22 protein-coding genes are annotated in these 22,005 nt (G+C 34.5%); 12 read left to right on the top strand and 10 right to left on the bottom strand.

Going from position 1 to position 22,005, the window contains the following annotated elements; all coding sequences use genetic code 11:
* Window positions 1-224 precede the first annotated feature (224 nt).
* From KFE94_15915 to KFE94_15900, 4 genes are all read left to right on the top strand, one after another.
* On the top strand, window positions 225-437 hold the full coding sequence (locus tag KFE94_15915; GenBank protein UTW66120.1) for a DUF433 domain-containing protein: 213 nt from the start codon (window positions 225-227) through the stop codon (window positions 435-437).
* 13 nt (window positions 438-450) lie between these two features.
* A complete protein-coding gene (locus tag KFE94_15910; GenBank protein ID UTW66119.1) occupies window positions 451-786 on the top strand; it encodes a DUF5615 family PIN-like protein in 336 nt (111 codons plus the stop codon).
* Window positions 787-1,365: 579 nt separating this feature from the next.
* The gene (locus tag KFE94_15905; GenBank protein UTW66118.1) at window positions 1,366-1,902 is read left to right on the top strand and encodes a hypothetical protein; all 537 of its coding nucleotides are present in this window, start codon (window positions 1,366-1,368) and stop codon (window positions 1,900-1,902) included.
* Window positions 1,903-2,008: 106 nt separating this feature from the next.
* Window positions 2,009-2,389, top strand: a complete 381-nt coding sequence (locus KFE94_15900) for a response regulator (protein ID UTW66117.1) — start codon at window positions 2,009-2,011, stop codon at window positions 2,387-2,389.
* Here the strand turns inward: KFE94_15900 and KFE94_15895 are convergent.
* Together KFE94_15895 and KFE94_15890 are read right to left on the bottom strand one after the other, a co-directional pair.
* Window positions 2,373-2,597, bottom strand: a complete 225-nt coding sequence (locus KFE94_15895; protein ID UTW66116.1) for a hypothetical protein — start codon at window positions 2,595-2,597, stop codon at window positions 2,373-2,375. The two genes, KFE94_15900 and KFE94_15895, sit on opposite strands and share 17 nt — an antisense overlap.
* 17 nt (window positions 2,598-2,614) lie before the next feature.
* Complete coding sequence (locus KFE94_15890; GenBank protein ID UTW66115.1) at window positions 2,615-2,881, bottom strand: hypothetical protein; 267 nt, start codon at window positions 2,879-2,881, stop codon at window positions 2,615-2,617.
* 24 nt (window positions 2,882-2,905) lie between these two features.
* On the opposite strand from KFE94_15890, the gene KFE94_15885 reads away from it, so the two are divergent.
* A complete protein-coding gene (locus KFE94_15885; protein ID UTW66114.1) occupies window positions 2,906-3,655 on the top strand; it encodes a class I SAM-dependent methyltransferase in 750 nt (249 codons plus the stop codon).
* 51 nt (window positions 3,656-3,706) lie between these two features.
* The gene (locus KFE94_15880; GenBank protein ID UTW66113.1) at window positions 3,707-5,863 is read left to right on the top strand and encodes a DPP IV N-terminal domain-containing protein; all 2,157 of its coding nucleotides are present in this window, start codon (window positions 3,707-3,709) and stop codon (window positions 5,861-5,863) included.
* 62 nt (window positions 5,864-5,925) lie between these two features.
* Here KFE94_15880 and KFE94_15875 read toward each other — a convergent pair whose 3' ends face one another.
* Complete coding sequence (locus KFE94_15875) at window positions 5,926-7,347, bottom strand: MBL fold metallo-hydrolase (GenBank protein UTW66112.1); 1,422 nt, start codon at window positions 7,345-7,347, stop codon at window positions 5,926-5,928.
* Window positions 7,348-7,587: 240 nt separating this feature from the next.
* On the opposite strand from KFE94_15875, the gene KFE94_15870 reads away from it, so the two are divergent.
* Window positions 7,588-9,621, top strand: a complete 2,034-nt coding sequence (locus tag KFE94_15870; protein ID UTW66111.1) for a BatA domain-containing protein — start codon at window positions 7,588-7,590, stop codon at window positions 9,619-9,621.
* Window positions 9,618-10,862 (top strand): dihydroorotase, encoded by a 1,245-nt coding sequence (locus KFE94_15865; GenBank protein ID UTW66110.1) that lies wholly within the window; start codon window positions 9,618-9,620, stop codon window positions 10,860-10,862. Before KFE94_15870 ends, KFE94_15865 begins: the two co-directional genes overlap by 4 nt.
* Window positions 10,863-10,875: 13 nt before the next feature.
* Here the strand turns inward: KFE94_15865 and KFE94_15860 are convergent, their stop codons facing one another.
* Entirely contained in the window at window positions 10,876-12,141 is a 1,266-nt protein-coding gene (locus KFE94_15860) for a hypothetical protein (GenBank protein ID UTW66109.1), read from the bottom strand.
* A 160-nt stretch (window positions 12,142-12,301) separates the two neighbouring features.
* Here KFE94_15860 and KFE94_15855 point away from each other — a divergent pair, with 160 nt between their 5' ends.
* Both KFE94_15855 and meaB read left to right on the top strand, forming a co-directional pair.
* Window positions 12,302-12,676: a hypothetical protein gene (locus KFE94_15855; protein UTW66108.1), complete on the top strand. Its 375-nt coding sequence runs from the start codon at window positions 12,302-12,304 to the stop codon at window positions 12,674-12,676.
* A 36-nt stretch (window positions 12,677-12,712) separates the two neighbouring features.
* The gene (gene meaB, locus KFE94_15850) at window positions 12,713-13,747 is read left to right on the top strand and encodes a methylmalonyl Co-A mutase-associated GTPase MeaB (GenBank protein UTW68297.1); all 1,035 of its coding nucleotides are present in this window, start codon (window positions 12,713-12,715) and stop codon (window positions 13,745-13,747) included.
* Between the two features lie 12 nt (window positions 13,748-13,759).
* Here meaB and KFE94_15845 read toward each other — a convergent pair whose 3' ends face one another.
* The 4 genes from KFE94_15845 to KFE94_15830 form a co-directional block, all read right to left on the bottom strand.
* The gene (locus tag KFE94_15845) at window positions 13,760-14,245 is read right to left on the bottom strand and encodes an N-acetyltransferase (GenBank protein UTW66107.1); all 486 of its coding nucleotides are present in this window, start codon (window positions 14,243-14,245) and stop codon (window positions 13,760-13,762) included.
* Between the two features lie 5 nt (window positions 14,246-14,250).
* Window positions 14,251-14,961 (bottom strand): transglutaminase family protein, encoded by a 711-nt coding sequence (locus KFE94_15840; GenBank protein UTW66106.1) that lies wholly within the window; start codon window positions 14,959-14,961, stop codon window positions 14,251-14,253.
* A 52-nt stretch (window positions 14,962-15,013) separates the two neighbouring features.
* On the bottom strand, window positions 15,014-15,745 hold the full coding sequence (locus KFE94_15835; GenBank protein ID UTW66105.1) for a helix-turn-helix transcriptional regulator: 732 nt from the start codon (window positions 15,743-15,745) through the stop codon (window positions 15,014-15,016).
* A gap of 69 nt (window positions 15,746-15,814) precedes the next feature.
* Window positions 15,815-16,036 carry a hypothetical protein gene (locus KFE94_15830; protein ID UTW66104.1) on the bottom strand — a complete coding sequence of 74 codons (222 nt, stop codon included), beginning with the start codon at window positions 16,034-16,036 and terminating at the stop codon, window positions 15,815-15,817.
* 54 nt (window positions 16,037-16,090) lie between these two features.
* On the opposite strand from KFE94_15830, the gene KFE94_15825 reads away from it, so the two are divergent.
* Window positions 16,091-16,657 (top strand): pentapeptide repeat-containing protein, encoded by a 567-nt coding sequence (locus KFE94_15825; GenBank protein UTW66103.1) that lies wholly within the window; start codon window positions 16,091-16,093, stop codon window positions 16,655-16,657.
* Here KFE94_15825 and KFE94_15820 read toward each other — a convergent pair whose 3' ends face one another.
* Entirely contained in the window at window positions 16,658-19,294 is a 2,637-nt protein-coding gene (locus KFE94_15820) for a TonB-dependent receptor (GenBank protein UTW66102.1), read from the bottom strand.
* 88 nt (window positions 19,295-19,382) lie between these two features.
* The gene (locus KFE94_15815) at window positions 19,383-19,799 is read right to left on the bottom strand and encodes a hypothetical protein (protein ID UTW66101.1); all 417 of its coding nucleotides are present in this window, start codon (window positions 19,797-19,799) and stop codon (window positions 19,383-19,385) included.
* A gap of 271 nt (window positions 19,800-20,070) precedes the next feature.
* On the opposite strand from KFE94_15815, the gene KFE94_15810 reads away from it, so the two are divergent.
* Window positions 20,071-22,005 (top strand): tetratricopeptide repeat protein, encoded by a 1,935-nt coding sequence (locus KFE94_15810; GenBank protein UTW66100.1) that lies wholly within the window; start codon window positions 20,071-20,073, stop codon window positions 22,003-22,005.

The following is a 22,005-nucleotide window of genomic DNA, read 5'->3' as shown; positions in this document are numbered from 1 at the left end:
TTTAAGTAAAATGTCTTATTAAAAAGAAGATTTGACCATCAATGATTAACATATCACAAAAACTCAATGTAGTCCGTGTTATATTTATTTCACTTGACTAAATCAATTTAAAACTAAGCCTATTTACATGGTTAATAAATTGTATAAAAATTATATCCTCTTTACCCTTTAAAACTCAACATTTTGGCTTTCTTTGTTACACCACTCATAATAAAACAAAGCGTATGGAATTAATAGAGATTAAACCGGAGAAAAGATTTGGTAAACCTACTATTAAAGGTACGAGGATTACTGTGTATGATGTATTAAACTGGTTGGCTTCAGGAATGTCTAAATCAGATATACTTAACGATTACGCAGAACTAAATGAAGAACATATTAACGCTTGTTTATCTTTTGCTGCTAACAGAGAACTTAAACTAAGTTTTACTTCGTAATTACTCGTTTCCAATGAAATTACTGATCGACCAGAATATTTCTAAGCGAATTATAGATAGTATCTCTGATATTTTTCCAGGTTCACTACATATTACCGGAACTCAACTTTCCAACTACTCTGATTTAGAAGTATGGAACTATGCTTTGAAGAATGACTTCATTCTCATTTCTACAGATCCGGAAGTTTTTGACAGATGTGTTCTTTCAGAAGATTCCCCCAAGACCGTATTCGTTTTTAGTGAAATCATGACCACAAATAAAATGGAATGGGCGCTTCGAATTAATCAGGAAGACATTGAACGTTTTTATAATGAAGACCCTGCTTCTTGTTTAAGAATTCAGGTATAAAATCAATCCTTATTTCATCAAATTTGAATTCAAATTAACTTCAATCAGATGAATCAAAACATTAGCGTTAAAGCTCAAAAAAACGCTCATTTCCAATATAGGAAATCGAATGTTTTAACGCTAATTATGTCTTTCTTTTATAGACTATGGGCTTTTCAATCAAAAAAAAGTAACACTCTATATCTCACAACAAAAACAAACACAAACCACTTAAAACTAGATAATTTATATAAATCTAAATTTTATTTTAGCAAAATAAAAAATAACTTATTTGACTTTTTCACCCTTTCAACTCCTGAAAACAGACAGGATTATACCCACGAGGATCCCAATTATAAACACGCACTCTACCTACTCACCAAATCCATTTCAACAGGTGTATTTTTGCTCCTGTTTACTGCCTCAATTTACAATCTGGCTTCCATTAGAAATCATACATTAAATCTAGGTGTTTTAATTAGCCTGATCGCATGGTTAACTTCTATCGTTGTCATTTTATCCGGATTTAAAAACCTACATCATTTTAAGAATTTCATACATCACTCATCCCAAAGTACACGGATAAAATTGTCCTCATATATGCTTCTTATATATGGACTATTTATCGTCATCTATATTTTATCTAATTGGTTAAACTGGAGCTTCATAGCTACAATATTCTTTTATCTCACCTCACTGGTTGCGTTTATTATTTCTATTAGTCATAATTTTTTATCCGCCCTTGGGCACACGAAACTATTTTGGAAATCTTATATAGGTTCCGTTTACTTATTCAATCTTAGCTTTTTAGCGGGTGCTTCGACCTACAGTATTTTAGGATTTTTTATTGACATTGATGAAAGTTGGCAACATTTTTCATATCTCACCATGTTGTTTACACTATTTGCCAATTTCTTCCTATCCATAATTGTATACTTTATTAACGCACCCAGAATTAAGAAAATTCACTTACTGAGAGGAAACTTTAAATACGATTATAAAAACCTGTTTTGGATAGGAAGTGTAGTTCTGGGAAACATTGTTCCCTATATTATCTTATTACCTGGTGACTTCAGCCAATATAATGCCATTGCTGGTATTTTCACATTGATTGGAATTTACTTTATGCCAGAATAATGATGCCAACTTTATTAACAACCCTTGGTTATTATTTAGCTCAATAATAGACTTGTATGTTGGCATACTAATCTATATTTGGATCATGATAAATTCATGCTCCTCAATGAATATTCTGATCATCGATGATGATCCTATTGCAAGAATGCTTGCAAAAAGAAATCTAGAGATATTAGGGTTTAAAGGTTCCATAATCACAGCTGAGAATGGTAAAATGGGTTACGAGATATTAACCAGCCGTTCTGAGAAGTTCATTATTATTTTGGATTACCATATGCCTGAGTTAGATGGTATTGGTTTCTTACGTAAACTTGGTGAAAACCAACTCGAACCTCCAACCTTTATGTTGAGTTCTTCTATCTTAGAAGTACATCAAAATGAATGCTTAGACTATCCTTTTGTTCAGGAATATCTGGTTAAGCCAATAGATAAAAGTAAAACGGAAAAAATAATCGAATTCGCAAGAAGGTTTATTGCGATTGACTAGTCTGGCTTAAAGAATCAGCTTCCATTAACTCTAAGTTCTTCTGTTCCAAAACATGCTTTTCCAGAATCAGGTTATGTCTTCTTCTCGCCTGTTGGAGAATCTCTTCATTTAAAAGTTCGATAGTGTTTTGTTGCTCAAAGTTATAATAGCCCAGTAATACAATTACAATAGCCATCACGCTGAACAAAAAAACACTACTCCCTTTCATTTTTTAGTTTAAAGCAACTATAAACTTGTTACTTTTTGATTTAAAGTCTCAACTTCCTTAACCAATTTCGTTTCTATTTCAGAAAAATAAGCGGACTTATTCTCTGCTGATCTATAAGAATTTACGGCTTCAATCAAGTCATCATACAACTCCACCGATGCATCAATGATCTCATTCATTTTTGCTTCTTTGTCCGGTGATACTGCAATAACATCATAACAATGATCAATTACATCCGCAATTTGCGAATTAATTACCTTTTTCAAAAATCTTCTACTCGCCATAATTTATACTTCAATACTTTTGTGATGAAACACAAAATTAAGGCATTGAAAAATAACAATCACGACTTGGTCAATGATATTTACGGCAAAGCATTGTTGAATTACCACGCCAACCCTGGCAAACAGGAGATCCTCGTTCATTCTGATATTGCAGAAACCGATCACTATCCGATATCATGGTTTTTCAGATCTTCAAAACAATTTCCTGAATTAGAAAACATTGCACTCGATCTGTGTAAAGGTCGGATTCTGGATATTGGTGCAGGAACTGGAATCCATACGAAAGAACTTCAAAATAGAAATCAGGATTGTACAGCCATAGATATCTCAGAAGGTGCTGTAGAGATTATGAAAAATCAGGGGATTCAAAATGTATTTCTTCAGGATTTCTTTACCATCGAAAATGAAAAATACGATACACTATTAATGCTCATGAATGGTTTTGGTGTGATGGGTAAAATGGAATTTGTCCAGCGCTTTTTTGACAAAGCTAAAGAAGTCCTAACTCCAAATGGCCAAATCATCGTAGATAGCAGTGATTTGATTCATCTTTATCAGGAAGAAGACGGGAGTGTATTGTTAGATCTCAACGGTCCTTATTATGGTGAAATCAACTACCAAATGGAATTCAATGGAGAAAAAGGAACCCCTTTTCCCTGGCTTTTTATTGATTTTGGTTCCCTACAATACGAAGCCGAGCAAGCTGGGTTCAAAGCTGTTAAAATCTTTGAAGAAGAAACGAATCATTACCTTGCGCAAATCACTCGAATTTGATTCTTTTACGCCAATGATTAAGATATAATCATCACATTAAAATATGTCCAAATGAAAAAGTTTTTATTACAGTTTACATTAGCTCTATTTGTACTGGCTCCACTTTTTTCAATAGCTCAAAAAGAGCTCACTCTTGAGGAAGCTGTTATGGGAAGAAGACGGAATCTAGCTCCGGAAAGATTATCCAATATCAACTGGATTCCGAATACCAATTCTTATACCTACGTAGAAAAAAATGAAGGTACTCAGACTTTGGTTATGGTAGATGCTTCTAGTTTTTCAAAAACTGAAATTATTACCAAAAACAAACTATCGGCTCAGCTTTTAGTAAAAAAGGCCATGACCAGAATTCCAACTTTCCACTGGTTAAACAAATCTGAAGCGTACTTTGTTTATACAGGTATGGTTTTTAGTTTTAACACTAAAACCAAAGAAGCGACCAAACTGTACGCTGTTCCTAAAGGAGCTGCCAATATCGAATTCAGACCAAATTCGGCTGATATGTCTTATACTAAAGACAATAATCTATTTGCCATAATAGATGGTGAGGAAGTACAAATTACGAACCATACTGATCCTAACATTGTGGCTGGACAAACAGTGAGTCGTGTGGAGTTTGGTATTGTTCAAGGAGTGATTTGGAGTACATCAGGTAAATCTCTGGCATTTTATGAAAAAGACGAGTCAAAAGTTACCGACTATCCTTTAGTAGATTATACATCCAGACCTGCGCAATTGAAAAACACCAAATACCCAATGGCTGGAATGGCCAGTGAAGAGGTGAAAATTGGAATCTTTAATGTGGGTAAAAAAGGGGTGACTTATTTAAAATCTGAAAACAATATTGAAGACTATTTAACTTCATTATCCTGGGGTCCGAATGATAAATACATATATGCGGCTAATTTAAGTCGAAACCAAAAGGAGCTTCATTTAAAGCAATACAATGCACAAAACGGAGATTTCGTAAAAGAGATTTTATCTGAGAAAAATGAAAAATATGTGCATCCAATGCATCCGATGTATTTCATCGGAAAAGAAGACTTCTTATGGATGAGCGAAAAAAGTGGTCTAAACCAATTCTATTTTTACAATATTGGTGGAAATACCAATTGGCACATCAATACCGATGATATTTTGGTACGCTCATATGTGGGCTATAATGAAAAATCCAGAAAATTATGGTTTATGGGGAACCATAAAGATAAAATAGATCAACATCTTTTTGAAGTCGCTATTACTGATGGTGGAAATTCTGAACCTATTCAAATTACAAAAGGGGATGCCTATCATTCATACGTTTGGTTTAATTCAAATACCAAATATGCGATCACAAAGAGTTCTTCTCTTACCATTCCTACCTCCTATGATCTGGTTGAGTTAGACAATCATTCGGTATCAAACTTAATGACTGCTGAAAATCCATTAAAAGATTATAAAATTGGAGCAACCAGAATGGGAACCATTAAAGCCGATGACGGACAAACTATTCTGCATACCAGAACTATTTATCCATATGATTTTGATGAGTCCAAAAAATATCCGGTATTAATCTATGTATATAACGGTCCCGGAGTACAACTCCTCCACTCTTCATGGTTGGGTAGTGCTCCTTTGTGGATGCACCATTTTGCCAATAAAGGTTACATTGTTTTTACGGTGGATGGTCGCGGAAGTACCAACAGAGGTATCGAATTTGAGCAAGCTACTTTTAGAAATCTGGGGCAAGTTGAAATGAAAGACCAATTGGCGGGTTTAGACTACCTCAAAAGCCTAAGTTATATAGATGCTAAACGTGTTGCCGTTCATGGCTGGAGTTATGGTGGTTTTATGACGACCAGTTTATTAACTTCCCACCCAGGCCTTTTCAAAGTAGGTGCTGCCGGAGGTCCGGTAATGGATTGGAAATACTACGAAGTCATGTATACAGAACGTTATATGGATACTCCTGAAGACAACGCTGAAGGTTATAAATTGACTTCAAATTTAGAGCGTGCGAAGGATTTAAAGGATAAATTATTGATCATTCACGGAACTGTGGATCCAACTGTCGTAAAACAACATTCTGATTTATTCTTAAAAGAGTGTATTAAACATGGAGTTCAAGTAGATTACTTTGAATACCCTGGACATGAACACAACGTATATGGTAAAGACCGTGTACACTTAATGCAAAAAATTCTAGATTATATTGAAGCATATATCTAATCAAAACATTGATCAATAAAAAAGCCGGGATTTACCCGGCTTTTTTATTGATCTTTTATTTCTTATGTAGCCATTGTTGTAGTCGGGCATACATAATCAGTAACAGCTAAATCAGATTTTAAGATTTCATCAAACCCTCCATCAATATTTACCAGATTCTCATTTTTGTATCCGTAGTTCTTCAAAATGGTAATGGCCATCATTGAACGGTATCCTGCAGCACAATGGAAATACATCTTTTTATCCTTATCCAATTGATTTAGGTTATAATGTATTCTTGCCAATGGGAAATGCTCTGCATCTACTAAATGTTGTGCTTCCCACTCCCCTTCAGCTCTTACATCAATGATATTAATTCCATTCTCTCTTTCCTTAATAAACTCGATATCTCTCGGGTGAACCACATTGATTGTTTCTACTTCTTTACCCGCAGTTTTCCATGCATCAAAACCACCAATCAAATAACCCACACAGTTATCATACCCTACTCTGGATAAACGTGTTACCGCTTCTCTTTCTCTACCTGGTTCCGTAATGATTACGATTTCCTGATTGATATCTTCAATTAATGCGCCAACCCACATGGCAAAGTTTCCATCCAATCCGATACTCATAGACCCTGGAATATAACCATATTGGAAGTCTGCGTGTGATCTGGTATCTAAAACCAAACAACCTTCCGCCATTTTTTCCTGAACCTCAACACAAGACAAACCTCTCATTCCCTTTGCCAGAACATCATCAAAATGATTTGTTCCTTTCATATTCATCATTGCATTTTTGGGGAAATATTGTGGTGGTGGAGTTAAACCAGTAAGAATCTCTTTAATGAATTCCTCTTTGGTCATATCCGCACGGAGTGCATAGTTCGTCAGTTTCTGATTACCTAAAGTGTCCACTGTGTCTTTACTCATACTCTTACCACAAGCAGATCCTGCGCCATGATTTGGGTATACCAAAATACGATCTGGTAAAGGCATAATTTTATTTCTCAATGAATCGAATAACATTCCTGCTAAATCTTCTTGAGTTAAATCAGACTTTACTGCTAAATCCGGTCTACCTACATCTCCTAAAAACAGTGCATCACCTGTAAAAATTGCATGTTCCAAACCATTTTCATCAAACAATAAGAAACTAGATGATTCCATGGTATGCCCAGGAGTATGTAACAATTTTAACTCTACTCCTCCAATTTTAAATATCTCATTGTCTTCACCAACATGAATATCATACCCTGGTTTTGCTGTTGGTCCAAATACGATTGTTGCGCCTGTTTTTTCTGCTAAATCCACATGACCTGAAACAAAATCTGCATGGAAGTGTGTAACAAATACATATTTAATATTTACACCTCTTTCGGCAGCCATTACCATATATGGCTCTGGATCTCTTAATGGATCAATAATTGCTGCTTCGCCCTCTGATTCAATATAATAAGTTCCTACTGCTATACAGCCTGTATACAATTGTTCTACGTACATATTTTATAAAAATTTAAGTCTGTTATTACTGATGTTATACCCCATACAACAATAACTTCGATAATTTAATGACACAAAGGTGGTGCTTAAAAATACAAATCTTCGTGATTTTCCTCACTTTTAATCCACATTTCACATTTTTTTAGCATTCAACCTCTTAGCATTTTACTTCCAAATTGTTAAAATAAATCCTTAGTCTTATGCTTCCAATACGAGCGGCTTATATAAATTTGCCTTTTAATGAGTTTTCTGTATCCGCAGTTTCTTTTAGCACTTATAGCGGTTTTAATCCCCGTAATAATACACCTATTTAATTTTCAGAGATACAAAAAGGTTTACTTCAGTAATGTTGCTTTTTTAAAGGAAGTTAAACATTCTACTAAAGCAAAATCTAATCTTAAACACTTGCTGATCCTCTTGAGCAGGATGCTTGCAATAACTGCAGTGGTTTTGGTGTTTGCCCAACCTTTTATACCCGTATCAGATCAAAATTCGAATAGTCAGAAGGTATCTTCTACGATATATATTGACAACTCATTTAGTACCGAAAATAAAAATGCAGAAGGACGTGTTTTTGATGTAGCCAGAGAAATTGGGTACCAACTGGTTGATCAACTTCCTCAACATGTCAATCATCAACTACTATCAAATAATTTTACGGGAGCAGAACAACATTTATATCCGACCACAGAACTTACTAAAAAACTTCAGGAGCTTGAAATCAATAACAAAACACAACTTCTGGATCATATTGTAAAAAGACAGGCTTCTGCATTTTCAGAATCTGCCTATAATAGCTTTATTATTTCTGATTTTCATAAATCACAATTTGATTTCTCATCTGTACCAACAGATACATTAATCAATTACACTCTGATTCCAATTCAACCCATATTATCACAAAATATATCTGTAGATTCTGTTTGGTTTGAAAACCCGGTTCATCGTACCAATACACCTGAAGAGATTCACTTTAGATTAACCAATCATAGTTCCAAGAATATTGAAGGTGTGCGCACCACTCTATTCATTGATAGCACGCAAAGGTCTTTTGGAAATTTTGATATTCCGGCAAAATCGCAAATAGATACGTTTTTAGTGTTCAATTCAAAAATTACCGGGTGGCATAAAGGAATGATCCAGATCAATGATCGGCCTATCATTTTTGACAATGCTTTCTATTTCAGTTATAATGTACTGGATAAGATCAAAGTATTATCTATTTCATCAGATCAAAGTTCCGATAATATAAAAACTGCTTTCCTTACAGAACCTTATTTTGAATTCCATGAAAGTCATCAATCCAAGCTGGATTTCAATTCCATTATGTTGCAAGATTTGGTCATCTTAAATGAAATCAATCATTTTAGCTCAGGGATGATTGCTTCGATACAGCAATTTGTAAAAAATGGTGGACACTTAATTGTTGTTCCTTCTTCGGATCAAAATCAAATTGAATTAAATACGCTCCTAACCTCACTTAAAGGTTCAGTTATTACCGGTATTGATAATGATTCTACACGTGTCAATTTCATCAACTTAAATCATCATATTTATCAGGATGTATTCACGCATAACCAGGAGAAAATTAATCTACCCGATGTATACCAACACTTCACGTTGTCATCAAATTCACAACAAGATGTCTTATTGAAAACAGTAAACCAACATCCCATATTATCTACCTGGAAAGCAGAGAAAGGTCAGGTATTCTTGTTTAGCTTACCATTAAACGCTTCGTTCAGTAATTTTAGAATCCACAGTATTTTTCTTCCCACATTTTTTCAAATTGCATTTAATAGTTCTCCGCAGTTTAATCTATATCAAACTATTGGCGAAGATCAATACGTAACAATTAAACAACCTGAAACGCATAATGACATTCTATATCACATTGTAGATCAGAACCTGGATATTATACCTGAAAAATATCCAACCAACAACGGAGTGCAACTCATTTTTCACGATGCAATTAAACAAGCTGGGAATTATACACTTCAAACTCCTGATAGTATTGTTGGCCTACTCTCTTTCAATTATTCCAGAATCGAATCAAATCCTGATTGCTATTCAAACTCTGATTTGGAAAGTATAATTGATAGTCTGAACCTTACTAACTTTAGTGTTTTTGATAGTTCTATTGAAAACTTTTCTGACGAATTTGAAAAACGTGAAACCGGAATAGAATTATGGCGCTGGTTTATTCTACTCGCCTTACTATTTCTGGCTATAGAAATTATTCTGATTAGATATTTTAAACCTTCGGTATTATGAGCACATTAATAAAAAACGCACGAATTGTAAATGCACAAAGTTCTCATCATTTATCTCAAAAAGATATTCTGATTGAAAGAGGTGTAATCACAGCGATTAAATCTAACATCACTACGAAGGCAAAAAATATCATCGAGGGAAACGATTTACATGTATCAACGGGATGGATAGACTTACATGCACAATTTAATGAGCCTGGGTTTGAGCATAAAGAAGATTTAAAATCGGGAGCATTAGCTGCAAAAAATGGAGGGTTTACTACCGTGGTTATTTCTGCAGATAATCATCCGGTTACAGATAATAAAGCACAAATTAGATTTATTGAAAATCAGGCTAAAGGACTCGCTACGGAAATCAAAAGTTTTGCTACGCTAACCGAAGAATTAAAAGGACAAAATTTCTCTGAATTGTACGATTTACATTTATCCGGTGCTGTTGGGTTTTCCGATGGACACCACTCTATAGAAAATCCGGATTTATTAAAACGTGCATTATTATATAGCAAAACGTTCGATGGTAAAGTTATCGTTTATCCTAACGACACGAGAATTTCGCAAAACGGAGTAGTTCATGAAGGTGAAGTAAGTACGGGCTTAGGTTTAAAATCTATACCTTCTTTAAGCGAAGAAATTCGTGTGGCAAGAGATCTGGCTGTAGCAGAGTATTGTGATGCAGCCATTCACTTTATGCATATCAGCACCGCAAACGCAGTAGATCAAATTAAACGTGCTAAAAAGCGTGGTTTAAAAGTAACTTGTGATGTGGCAATTGCGAATTTGATCTGGAATGATACCGTTTTAACAGAATTCGATTCTAATTTCAAAGTGACTCCTCCCTTACGTACGGAAGCGGATCGTAAAGCTTTAGTAAAAGGAATTAAAGATGGCACTATCGATTGTATTTCAACGAATCATATGCCGCAAAATATTGAAGAAAAACAGTGTGAATTTGATTTAGCTGGATATGGTCAATCTAGTATCGAAACTGCATTTAGTTTGTATCATACCCATTTATCTAAACAAATTGATCTGGAAACCTGGGTAAGCGCTATTTCAGAGAAACCAAGAGCACTATTCAATCAACAAGTAGGTGTGATTGAAACTGATCAGAAAGCCAATCTTACCATTTTTGATACAGATACCGATTGGGTTGTAAAATCTAATGATTTAAAATCAAAATCGAAAAATAATCCTACTATTGGAAGTACATTGAAAGGAAAAGTTGTTACAACGATTTTCTAATGTAAAGAATGAATTAAAAGTAATAATTCAAACCTGTAAATAACCCTAAAGAAGAAACCGGGGTTTGATAGATTCTATGCGCTACAGGGATTCCGTATTTGTAACCTGGAGATAATTGAATACTGATATTTTGCGAAGCTTTATACTGGATTCCAATTCCCAACAATAGGTTTACAGCTTGCACCCCATATCCCACTTCATTAATATTTCCTGTACCAATTTCACCAGATTGATAACTTGCAGAATAATAGTTTCCAATATTGGTCGAAATCCCGGAAGAAAGGAAATAATTAACTTTTTGTTTTCCAAAATTATATCTCAATACCAATGGAATTTCAAAACTTGAAATTCTGTAATTTGCTCTTAACGTATCAGAAAAATAATTGGTATAAGTCACCTGCTCCTGAACTGTTTCTACCGATTTATTTCCATTGTTATTTCCATCAGCAGTAGAGGTAAATATAGTTTGCGTTTTCTCCACCTGAGAGTCATAATACGTATCATGTGAACCATCCATTTGTGTAAAGTTTACACCGGATAATAACTCAAACTGACTTCCTAAAGTCACCCCCACATTTAACATTGCTGTGAACGCCTGATTTGAGATACTTTGCCCAACACCTTGTTGCTGTGCAACTAAATTATCAATATTACTTGCGCCTGCATATGCTTCTCCACTTGGTTGTCCAATCATTCCCGAGGAATATTGAGGGCCAACGGCACCCTGAGCCATCCACGATACAGGTTTATTCATTTTATCCATTTCAAACGCATCAATAGTTGCTGATTGCGCATATGCTTTTTGTAAATCAGATTCGTATTCCTCTTGTGATTTTTCTCTAGCTATAATGGACGTTTCAAAAACATCTGGATTATTTAACTTTAAATCCTGAACCATTGCTAGCAAATACATACGCTCCTCTTCTCTAGTTATACTAACATCTGTCTGATTAGAAGCATATATATCCGGTACATCCACCTTTTGCGAGGTATTTTCGATACTATTTGATTTACGAATAACGGTGGTTTTCAAATCGGGTGTCACCTCATCATCTTCAGTTAGATTTTCAGCCATTAAAACAGGAAAATCCACAAGGTCCACAAATGGTAAATCCAACCCATTTTCCGCAATCCAATTTTCCGCCCAGATACTTCCTCGATGTGGCATATGTTTTTGCACATATGAACTATCAACCTCTAAAGTAGACAAAATCACCAATACCGCAAGTATCCTAACCACCCAAACATTACGTGGATGACGGATCATACGATTCCCCATATTGCTTTTTATTGATGATTGATCAGACATTTTCTCGCACGGATTTCTCCAAAAGATAAACTACAAATTTAATGAATTTACAGCGCAAATAACCGCTCTTAATGATTATTTAAAACACAGATAATTCTTAACTTGCGGTTCAAAATTAAACGACAATTTCATGACAAAATTTTCTATTGCATCTCTGTTTGTTTTTTTAAGCCTTAGAATGCTTGTTTCTTGTGGTAATAACACGAATTCAGGTCCATGTGATTATACTCAGGAAAAGTTTAACATGCGTATCATTGATGTTTCTGAAGATCCCCACGATAAAAACATGTATATCGTCCTGGTAGATTTTGATGGAAACATTGAATATGCTGAAGGTACGCACACTTTTGCTGAAATTCGAGATGTAAAAACCGATGTAGACTTTGTGGTCAGAAACCATATTGAGGAAGGAAATATCTATACCGGGACAGTTCATAAAAAAGTAGAAGGTACGGGGAACTGTGAAGATCAAATTATTGATTGGGATCAGAAATTAAAGAAATAGAATTTCTAGAGTTATTGGATCATGGGAGAATCTTCAATGCACAAAGCCAAAAACAAGGCTATTGAAAGGTTTATTAAATCACAAAAAAAAGATTTAGATCTTGAACAAATTGTTTCTGGGGTGATTGCAGGGAATAAACAAATTCTCGCTAAAGCAATTACATTGCTGGAAAGTACACATTCATCTCATACCCAATTGGCATCTGAGGTTGTCCACAAATGCTTACCCCATAGTGGTAAATCTATTCGTATTGGAATAACCGGAGTTCCTGGTGTGGGAAAATCCACTTTTATCGAAGCCTTCGGTAAGTATCTTACTGCTCAAGGAATTAAAGTCGCTGTGTTAGCCATTGACCCGAGTTCTAATATCAATAAAGGAAGTATTCTTGGGGATAAAACAAGAATGGAAACTTTGTCCTCCCATCCATTGGCTTTTGTACGTCCCTCACCTTCTTCGGGTACATTAGGAGGTGTCGCCAATGCGACTCGCGAGAGTGTACTTTTATGTGAAGCAGCTGGATTCGAAGTGATTATTGTAGAAACCGTAGGTGTAGGACAAAGTGAATATCTCGTTAAGGATATGGTTGACTTCTTCCTTTTATTAATGCTTTCCGGTGCAGGTGATGAAATTCAAGGTATCAAACGTGGTATTATGGAAATGGCTGATGCTTTATTCGTAAATAAAGCAGATGGAAAAAATGAGGTTGCTTCTCGCAAAGCTGCACAAGCTTACCAAAATGCACTCCACCTCTTCCCTCCTAGAGAAGATGAATGGATTCCACAAACGGGCACTTGCTCAGCCATTCAACACGAAGGAATTGAAAAAGTATGGCGTATTATTCAAGATTTTAAGACGCAACAACAAAATAACAATTGGTTTTATCAAAGACGTCAAAACCAGGCCAAAACCTGGTTAATGGATTTGGTAGGCTTTTCATTAAATGATCACTTTTATAAGCATCCAAGGGTTCAAAGTTCATTAGATAAAATTATCAATGAGGTGATTTCAGGTGAAAAAACGCCTTATGCCGGGGCTCAGGAACTCATGAGATATTACCTTGATCAAGCTTAAATCTATTTTGGTTTAATTCACTTTCAATTGCCAGTATCCTACATCAATCCAACGATCGAGTTTAAATCCCATTTGATCTAGTTGCCCTTTCTTTTCAAATCCTAATTTTTCATGTAATCTAATACTTTCAGGGTTAGGTAAAGAAATACACCCTATCAACATCCTGAATCCCATTTCTTTTAATTCTGAAATTAAAGCTGAATACAACTGATGCCCCAGACCCTTACCAATAACATTATGAACCAAATAAACCGTAGTTTCTACAGATGACCGATAAGCTGATTTCTTTTTCCATTCACTTCCATACGCATATCCGACTACTTCTCCATCATGTTCCAATACGAACCAGGGATACTTCTTATCCCAATGCTCAATTCGTTTTTCAATTTCATCTGCTGAAATCTCATACTCATCAAACGTAACAATTGAATACTTTACATAATGATTGTAAATCCTGGCGATACTCTTAGCATCTTGCTTTCCTACAGTTCTTATCATACTATTCAGGTAACATCAGATTTATTTCTAATACTGTTCACATTTCTATTCATCAAATGTCGGATTACATTTTCATAAAACCATTTCTTTATTAGATTTAAATTTTGATGATGTTTTTCATAAAACTGATCCGGTGAATCAAAAACACCAAAATCATTATTAATTCCCATACGTTGAATAAACGTATGATTCTTATTCCAGTCTATTGCCGGATTTTGCAATTCTTCAGTGTAGATTCCATACCCACAAAATGCCCCTGATGTTTCTCTGTTTTCACGCTGTACAACACTTATATAATCCCGGTCCAATATAACTCCTTCCAAAAAATACCATTTTCCATCTAACCACACTTCTACCCAACTATGCAATATATTTTCAGGTGCAATCTGATACCAAATTCCTGTAATGGCTCCCTTTTGTAGTGCTTTATTAATCGTAAATCCATGTATTCTATTTGGAATCTCTATGGCCCTCAGTAATGCCATTAACAAAGTTGATTTTGTATTGCACTGGCCATAGCCATCTTCCAAAATTCTTGAAGCCTGAATATCATCTCCGGTATTATACCCAAATTTAATTTCATCTCTAACAAAATTGTATACCTTCTGAACTTTATCGAATTCGTTTAATTGATCCCACTCTTTAGATTTAATCAGTGCTTCTATAGAATGATGCGAGAAATTTAGCAATGCCGTTTCTTCCAAATACTTTTCCATTTTTTAGATACAAAACTGCTGAGCTGCATCCTTAAAAAATTGAATAAACTGGCTATATTTTAGAGATAAACTTTGGAGAGAAACCAAAATTTTCTTTAAACGTTCGGGTATAATGTGCACTATCCGAAAATCCGTTCTTATAAGCAGTTTCGGTAATAGAATGTTCTCTAAGGTCGGGTAATGAACCTTGTATCTTATTCCATAGCTGCGCCCTTCTATAATTCATTCCTGTGACGTTTTTAAATAAATGCAAAAATCTATCAGTGGATAAATTCACATGTTCCGCAATTTCATTCACAGATATGATCTTTAAACTATGTTTTTCTATATATGCAATAGCTTTTGCAATTCTTAAATCCGAGACATGATTTTCATTTTCACAGGAACAATCTAATTGCTTCCAGATAGTATTCAATTTATCTATCAATTCGTCAAAACTCATATGGTCAGAAATAACCATTTCAGCCCAGGTTTTTATTTCTTTACTCCAATCTAATTCTAATATCTCAATCGAATCACGGATCTGATTTTGAATATAATGTCCTAAAGTTGAAAATGGATTGAATAGGATTAAAATATGGTTTCCACTACATTCTAACCGATGTAGGTCGTTATCCTTTACTGCCAGAAACTCACCGATAAACTCCTTTCCTTTAGAATCAATAACCTTAATCTCGTCATGAATCCTAATGCTCAGCTGAATAGCGTAATGTCGGTGTAACTTATTATCTTCAAAACTTCCAACAAATACTCCCCAATTTTTATCTAAATGAATCTTTTTCATTTGTGTACCTGATTCTTACATTCCACCTAATGAACCAGATTTATTACGTCAATTTTGAAACAAATTTACTTACTTCTTTGGACCAATTCCATTTCTGGCAGCAATGCATTCATTGCAATATATATGTCCATCACATCCTTCAAATCCCGGGCAATCCATAGTACATGGATTGTTATGTACCAAAGACTCATCATAACATGGATTTTGATTGGTTTTATTCTGACAGGCAAATCCAATAAATAAAAAGAATAAAAAACTTCCTAAAACGATAATTAATTTAGAACATCTCATTTTATCGGTTAATTTCGTTAAATATACATCGCATATCAACTCATCCCAAATCGCATGAAATATATTGAAAGTGAAGATTTTATAAATCAGAACTATACCGAAAAGAAACTTCCTCAAGCCGAATACGATAACTGTTATTTTAAAAACTGTGATTTCTCAAATTCAGACCTATCTCATAGCTCTTTTTTGGAATGTAAATTTGAAAATTGCAATCTCAGTAATGTCAACTTTAACCAAACGGCTTTAAAGGATGTTCAGTTTTCAAAGTCCAAAATATTTGGGGTGGATTTTGGTATTTGTAATACTTTTTTACTGGCTATCCATTTTTCAGAATCTCAATTAAATTTCTGTTCTTTTTATCAATTGGATTTGAAAAATTCCGGTTTTGAAGAGTGTGAATTACAAGAAGCTGATTTTACTGGATCTAACTTAAGTGGAATTTCATTTCATGAATGCAATTTACAACAAGCTCAGTTTGAAAATTCTAATCTTGAATCTACGGATTTCAGAACAGCTATTCACTATTCTATCGATCTGGATCAAAATCAAATCCGAAATGCCAAATTTTCACAAGATGGGTTAATAGGGCTGTTGAATAAGTATGACATAGTAATAGAATAATTAGTGTTTCGATGTTTTATTCTTTCTCAACTTGTACTCTACAGCTAGCATTATATAACGGTTAATCGAGTTATACTGTACTGTGTTTATCTGGTTTAAATTACTACTGGTTCGAATCCCCGTATTTTGATTGAGTATATCATTTGCGATAACAGATAACGTCCAATTATGCTTTATCGTCTTTTTTAAACGCACATTTAAGTAGTGAAACTCTGTTTCACTTTCCGAAATTATGGTGACAAACTTTCTGAATTTGTAGTCTAACTTAAATATAAAACCCTGAAAAAACTCATATTCCAAATTTACGTACCAACTATAGCTCTGAATTTTTCTATCCATACTGCGTTCTGATGGATATCTAGTTTCGTTATTATTCCAACTCGCTCCAATCTTATAGTCCCATTTATCTTTTTTAAGTCTTTTAATACTTATATCTGTAAAATAACTCGATGTATTCACTGCGACTTTTTGTCCATTCAATAATATGTGACTCCGGCTCCAGCTGAAATTAGGGCTTATATTATATGCTACTTTTAGTGTTTTTATAGGTCCTGAAATTCCTCCTATTACTCCAATGTTTTGATAAGTTCCTAAATTAATGGCAGAGATACGCGTTGTTAAATCCGAATTAACCGTAGTTTGATTCATGATCTTATGATTCATCTGGCTCGCCTGTACACCTACGAAAACATTGTAAGCCTTAATCGGATTCAAATAGAAATAGTTTAAGCTCAAATTATGTCCATATTCAGGTCTTAAATTCGGATTTCCTATATAACTCCTTTGTAAATTGGTATTATCCGGTGCATCTATTAACTGCTCCAAACGCGGTATTACACTATTGGTATGATAATTCAGCTTTACATACTGCGCACTTTTTAAATAGTATTTTATGGAGAACTTAGGTAATACAAACTGAAAACTCCTGGATACCTCCAATGATTTTAATTGTATATCAGATACTGACACCCCCATGAAATAACGCACCTTCTTGTGTGTACTGCTCAGGTCTATTGACGATTTATTTTCAGTTACCGTTCTTATAGTTCCGCTCCCTTCTTGAAAATCGGTTGAATCTATAACTTCATTGGTACTCGAACTTCTATTTTGTAATTCATTTTCCTGAAAAAACTGTTGCCCCAATCGGACATTCCAAAAACCATTAATCGGTTCTGTAAAATATCCTTCAATACTCCATTTTCTTTTATTTCCATTAAAATTTTGCGTTTGATATTGCTCACCTCCGATGAGATAATTATGTATACGTGATTTGTTATTTTCCTGATATACATTCAAATTCCCAACCAGATTGACGTTTCTACCTTCCTTTTTGAATTTATGTGTCACAGATAATCGTGATAAACCTCCAAATCCATTTGAAGTGGTATGAGATAGATTTCTCGTAAAACTTAAAATGTTTGTCATTCCATCCGGATAACGGAATCTGGAATCTCCTCCAAAATGCTTTCTAAATAGTACCATGTCATTCTCTAAACTCACTAAAGTTCTGGTACCTGGGTTCCATTTTAATTTCGTTTTGATCACATGATTCTTACTTATCTCGTCCATTAAAATATCTTCATAAGACTGGTATGTTGTATCTCCAGAGAAGTTATCAGACGCTATACCTTTTACCAATTTGGTTTGGTCTTCTATGTAATGATAAGAAATCTGTAGTTCTACTTTTTCACTTAGTTGTTGGTTTAGATTTAAACCTGGTGATAATGAACTTCGAATCCCTTCATTCGAGGCTATTCCTCTTAATGCGTTAAACCTATAACTCTTAATAGCTCCCAGATTAGGAGAAATGCGTTCATTGACATTATTCACATGACCGATAATACTCAAACGTGAATTTTGATTGAATTGATGGTAATTAATTTTTCCTTGATAGGTTTTCTCTGTTCCAACACCTACGGATGCTTTTCCAAAAGCTCCGGTTTTATAGGGTGCTTTTAAGGTCAAATTCACCACTTTAATCTCATTGTCCTCTTCTGATCCAGTAAATAAGGCCTCATCGGACTTCTTATCTGTTACTTCAACAAATTGAATTGCTTCCGCTTCCAGATTCTTTGTCGCAATTTTCAAATCATTTCCAAAAAACTCTTTACCATCCACAAGTACTTTTTCCACTCTTTTGCCATGCACCATAATATTTCCCTCTGAATCTATTTCAAAACCCGGAAGTTTTTCCAATAATTGTTCTACATCAGAACCTGCTGATACTTTGAATGATTCAGAATTGTATTGAATGGTATCTCCCTTTATTTTAACAGGTACACGCTCTGAAATTACGTTTAAAGTTTTCAACTCCACCGGGGAATGCTCTAAAAACATATCCTGGATCTCTATATCATTGGAATCTTCATAAATGTTTAAGGAAATGATTTTATCAGAAAACCCCATATATGAATACTTCAAACGATACGCTCCATTTTCCTGAATATTGATTTGATATCGTCCATTTAAATCAGTAACTCCATGTGCCACAGAACTTGAATCTGCTTGTTTAAACACTAACACCGTAGCATAAGGCAATGGTTTTTTTGTATCATCATATAAACTACCACTCAATCTATATTGACTATGTATATTACTATACACCAATACAAATAATAGAAATAGTAGCAATCTCATGATTTAGTACAAATAGTCGAATAAAAAAGAAGCTGATGTTACTCCCATAACATCAGCTCCTGCCCTCTATAATTCACGAAGTATTATTCTACCAGAGATATAAAATTGAAGGACTAGCTCCAGGCGTAGCATAAGGTACAGGAGGGCCTTGTACATATTGTGCATTGGTCAGATAAGTACAGAAGTTCATAAAGGTCGCATTTGATGGGAACCCTATACACGGACCAGGTATTGGACTTGAAAGACCAATACCATAATTTACCAGATGCGCACCTACAACCCATAATCCCGTAGGACATACATAATTAATTGTAGAGTTTTCCGGAACAAAAACTGTTGTTGCCGGATAAGGTGCGGTACAAGTTCCCATACCTGCAACAAAAACTTCAACTTCGTATTTGCAATCTGTTAAATTCTTTATAACCAATTCAGTTTGCGCTTGAGATTCTCCCCATGCCATGAATACAGCTACTAATACGAATAATACTTTGAAACTTTTTTTCATAATAAATGATTTTAGATGAATAATTAATTTCCTCAAACATCCTAAAACCAATTCGTGTATTCCTTCACGTATTCTAGTGATTTCAAGCAACATGTAGCCAATCTCACCTATATAGGTGAGGCTATTTTTCAATCAAATTCATCGTTTTTTTCAATTACTATTTTCATTTTCAAAAGCTTAAAACTATTTATCACCATCCATAAAAAAATCCGCTTTTCACCTATTTAATTTTTTATGTTAGCAGGCGAAACACATATTCCTCTCTAATTAAATGAAAAGTATCACCGATCAAGTACCATTTACAATGAATTCCTCCTCATTTCTATTCAAAATCTCACCAACTCCATATCTTATCTTCTCATTTCGATTCGTTCTTATTTTTCTCATTCATACACTATTTCTTTCTACTTCAATTGCGCAAAATAATTTTTCAGATTACTATCAAATCTTCCAAAACATCCCATCTCAAAACGAAGACAGTGCTTTATTACTGTTTAATGAAGCATTATTGCGCATTCAAAATGATTCCTACCATAAAAAAATCCAAACAGAAGAAGCCAATCTACGCAATGCCCAATGCCATTTAGCTCTGGCAACATGGTATACAGATCATTCGAGTATTCCAAAATCGTTGAAATATTCCAATAAAGGATTAGAATATTTATCAGACCTTAAAGGCACTACAACCGAAGCCGAGCTATTGAATAATTTATTAGATGCTTATCATCAAAATGGAAAAATGGACTCTGTTCAGTCCATTTTAAATAAAACTCTGGAACACAAAAAATTCGCAACCGATTCTCTGGCATCCGCAATTGACCTAATCACTATTGGAACCTATAGTATAACGCAAGGAAAGACCGACACGGCTATTATTTTGTATGAGCGTTCGTTGGATATTTTAAATACTCAAAATTCACCCTATTGGAAAGCCGCTTGTCTCAGATTATTAGCCAACCGAAATAATAAACTCGGTAATATTGATAAGACCCTACTCTATTTAGATCAAAGTCTGGAAATTCAGAAAGATTTAAACCATAAAGTAAACGAGGCTAAAACTCTGATTCAAATTGGTGCTATTTATGGTGAACAATCCAAACCGGATATTGCTTTAAAGTATTTTGATGATGCTCAAAAATTGAATAATGAATTACGGAATCTTGAGATTCAAGCGAAAATTTACCACAGAAAGGCCAATCTATATTCTTCTCAAAACAATTGCAGCAAGAGTCTAGAATTTCATCAAAAATCACTGAACCTGGTTATAGAAAATCAAATGAGTCCCTGGGTAATTCCAATGTGTCAATCCAATATTGCGCAACAATACACTTGCCTGGGTGATTATACCAAAGCCCTGCATTATATCAATCTTTCATTAGATAATGGGGATAAAGTGGGGTTTCCTACATTCTACGCACTAAATCTCTATAGAAAAGGCAATATTTATCGTGAATTACATGATTATCCTCAAGCCAGTAAATATCTCCGTGAAGCTTTAAACATTTATCAAGAAATCAAACATTTGGTTAACATTGAACGTGTAAGTCGTTCCCTATCAGAAGTTTTATTTGAACAAGGTCAATCTACTGAAGCCTATAAACTTCTTCAGGTATCTAATCAATTAAAAGACAGTCTATCAGAAAATAAAATTGAGAAACTAATCGTAGAAAAAGACAAACGATTTGCGCTGGAACAATCTCGTCAAAAGGCTGAACTTCAGGCAGCCCAAATCACACATTTGGAAGAAGAAAAAAACACAGAACGAATTATTTTCATTACACTCATCATCCTATTTATTGCATTACTGGTCATTGTCTACTTAGGCATCAATAATTTCAAGCAACGAAAGGCCAAAGAAGAAATAGAAAACAGATCAAAAATTGAATTGTATCAAAAAGAAATGGACCTGCTCCGAATGCAGGTCAGTTCCTTACTTCAAGAAAGCAAAAACACTACAAATCAACCTTTTGAATTAGATTCAATCAATAACTATTTACAGACACCATTAACGGGGAGAGAATTGGATGTATTGACCCAATTATCTCAGGGAAAAAGTAATAGTGAAATCGGAGAAATCTTATTTGTATCTGTGAATACTGTAGGAACTCATTTGAAAAACATCTACTCCAAACTTGAAGTAAACAATCGTGTGCAAGCAGTTAAAGTAGCCACGAGCCTAACACATAAGGCGCCCCATCATAACTAA

The organism is bacterium SCSIO 12643 (genome assembly GCA_024398135.1).
Classification (GTDB): domain Bacteria; phylum Bacteroidota; class Bacteroidia; order Flavobacteriales_G; family Salibacteraceae; genus CAJXZP01.
Note: the sequence above shows the minus strand (reverse complement) of the source record. Positions and strands in the feature narration are given on the sequence as shown.

Bases quoted from the DNA above. Each gene is read 5' to 3' on its own strand.
- KFE94_15910 (UTW66119.1), top strand. From the start codon at position 451: ATGAAATTACTGATCGACCAGAATATTTCTAAGCGAATTATAGATAGT.
- KFE94_15915 (UTW66120.1), top strand. From the start codon at position 225: ATGGAATTAATAGAGATTAAACCGGAGAAAAGATTTGGTAAACCTACT.
- KFE94_15905 (UTW66118.1), top strand. From the start codon at position 1,366: ATGCTTCTTATATATGGACTATTTATCGTCATCTATATTTTATCTAAT.
- KFE94_15820 (UTW66102.1), bottom strand. From the start codon at position 19,294: ATGAGATTGCTACTATTTCTATTATTTGTATTGGTGTATAGTAATATA.
- KFE94_15900 (UTW66117.1), top strand. From the start codon at position 2,009: ATGAATATTCTGATCATCGATGATGATCCTATTGCAAGAATGCTTGCA.
- KFE94_15860 (UTW66109.1), bottom strand. From the start codon at position 12,141: ATGGGGAATCGTATGATCCGTCATCCACGTAATGTTTGGGTGGTTAGG.
- KFE94_15875 (UTW66112.1), bottom strand. From the start codon at position 7,347: ATGTACGTAGAACAATTGTATACAGGCTGTATAGCAGTAGGAACTTAT.
- KFE94_15855 (UTW66108.1), top strand. From the start codon at position 12,302: ATGACAAAATTTTCTATTGCATCTCTGTTTGTTTTTTTAAGCCTTAGA.
- KFE94_15890 (UTW66115.1), bottom strand. From the start codon at position 2,881: ATGGCGAGTAGAAGATTTTTGAAAAAGGTAATTAATTCGCAAATTGCG.
- KFE94_15825 (UTW66103.1), top strand. From the start codon at position 16,091: ATGAAATATATTGAAAGTGAAGATTTTATAAATCAGAACTATACCGAA.
- meaB (UTW68297.1), top strand. From the start codon at position 12,713: ATGCACAAAGCCAAAAACAAGGCTATTGAAAGGTTTATTAAATCACAA.
- KFE94_15895 (UTW66116.1), bottom strand. From the start codon at position 2,597: ATGAAAGGGAGTAGTGTTTTTTTGTTCAGCGTGATGGCTATTGTAATT.
- KFE94_15865 (UTW66110.1), top strand. From the start codon at position 9,618: ATGAGCACATTAATAAAAAACGCACGAATTGTAAATGCACAAAGTTCT.
- KFE94_15815 (UTW66101.1), bottom strand. From the start codon at position 19,799: ATGAAAAAAAGTTTCAAAGTATTATTCGTATTAGTAGCTGTATTCATG.
- KFE94_15880 (UTW66113.1), top strand. From the start codon at position 3,707: ATGAAAAAGTTTTTATTACAGTTTACATTAGCTCTATTTGTACTGGCT.
- KFE94_15830 (UTW66104.1), bottom strand. From the start codon at position 16,036: ATGAGATGTTCTAAATTAATTATCGTTTTAGGAAGTTTTTTATTCTTT.
- KFE94_15845 (UTW66107.1), bottom strand. From the start codon at position 14,245: ATGATAAGAACTGTAGGAAAGCAAGATGCTAAGAGTATCGCCAGGATT.
- KFE94_15870 (UTW66111.1), top strand. From the start codon at position 7,588: ATGAGTTTTCTGTATCCGCAGTTTCTTTTAGCACTTATAGCGGTTTTA.
- KFE94_15810 (UTW66100.1), top strand. From the start codon at position 20,071: ATGAAAAGTATCACCGATCAAGTACCATTTACAATGAATTCCTCCTCA.
- KFE94_15835 (UTW66105.1), bottom strand. From the start codon at position 15,745: ATGAAAAAGATTCATTTAGATAAAAATTGGGGAGTATTTGTTGGAAGT.
- KFE94_15885 (UTW66114.1), top strand. From the start codon at position 2,906: ATGAAACACAAAATTAAGGCATTGAAAAATAACAATCACGACTTGGTC.
- KFE94_15840 (UTW66106.1), bottom strand. From the start codon at position 14,961: ATGGAAAAGTATTTGGAAGAAACGGCATTGCTAAATTTCTCGCATCAT.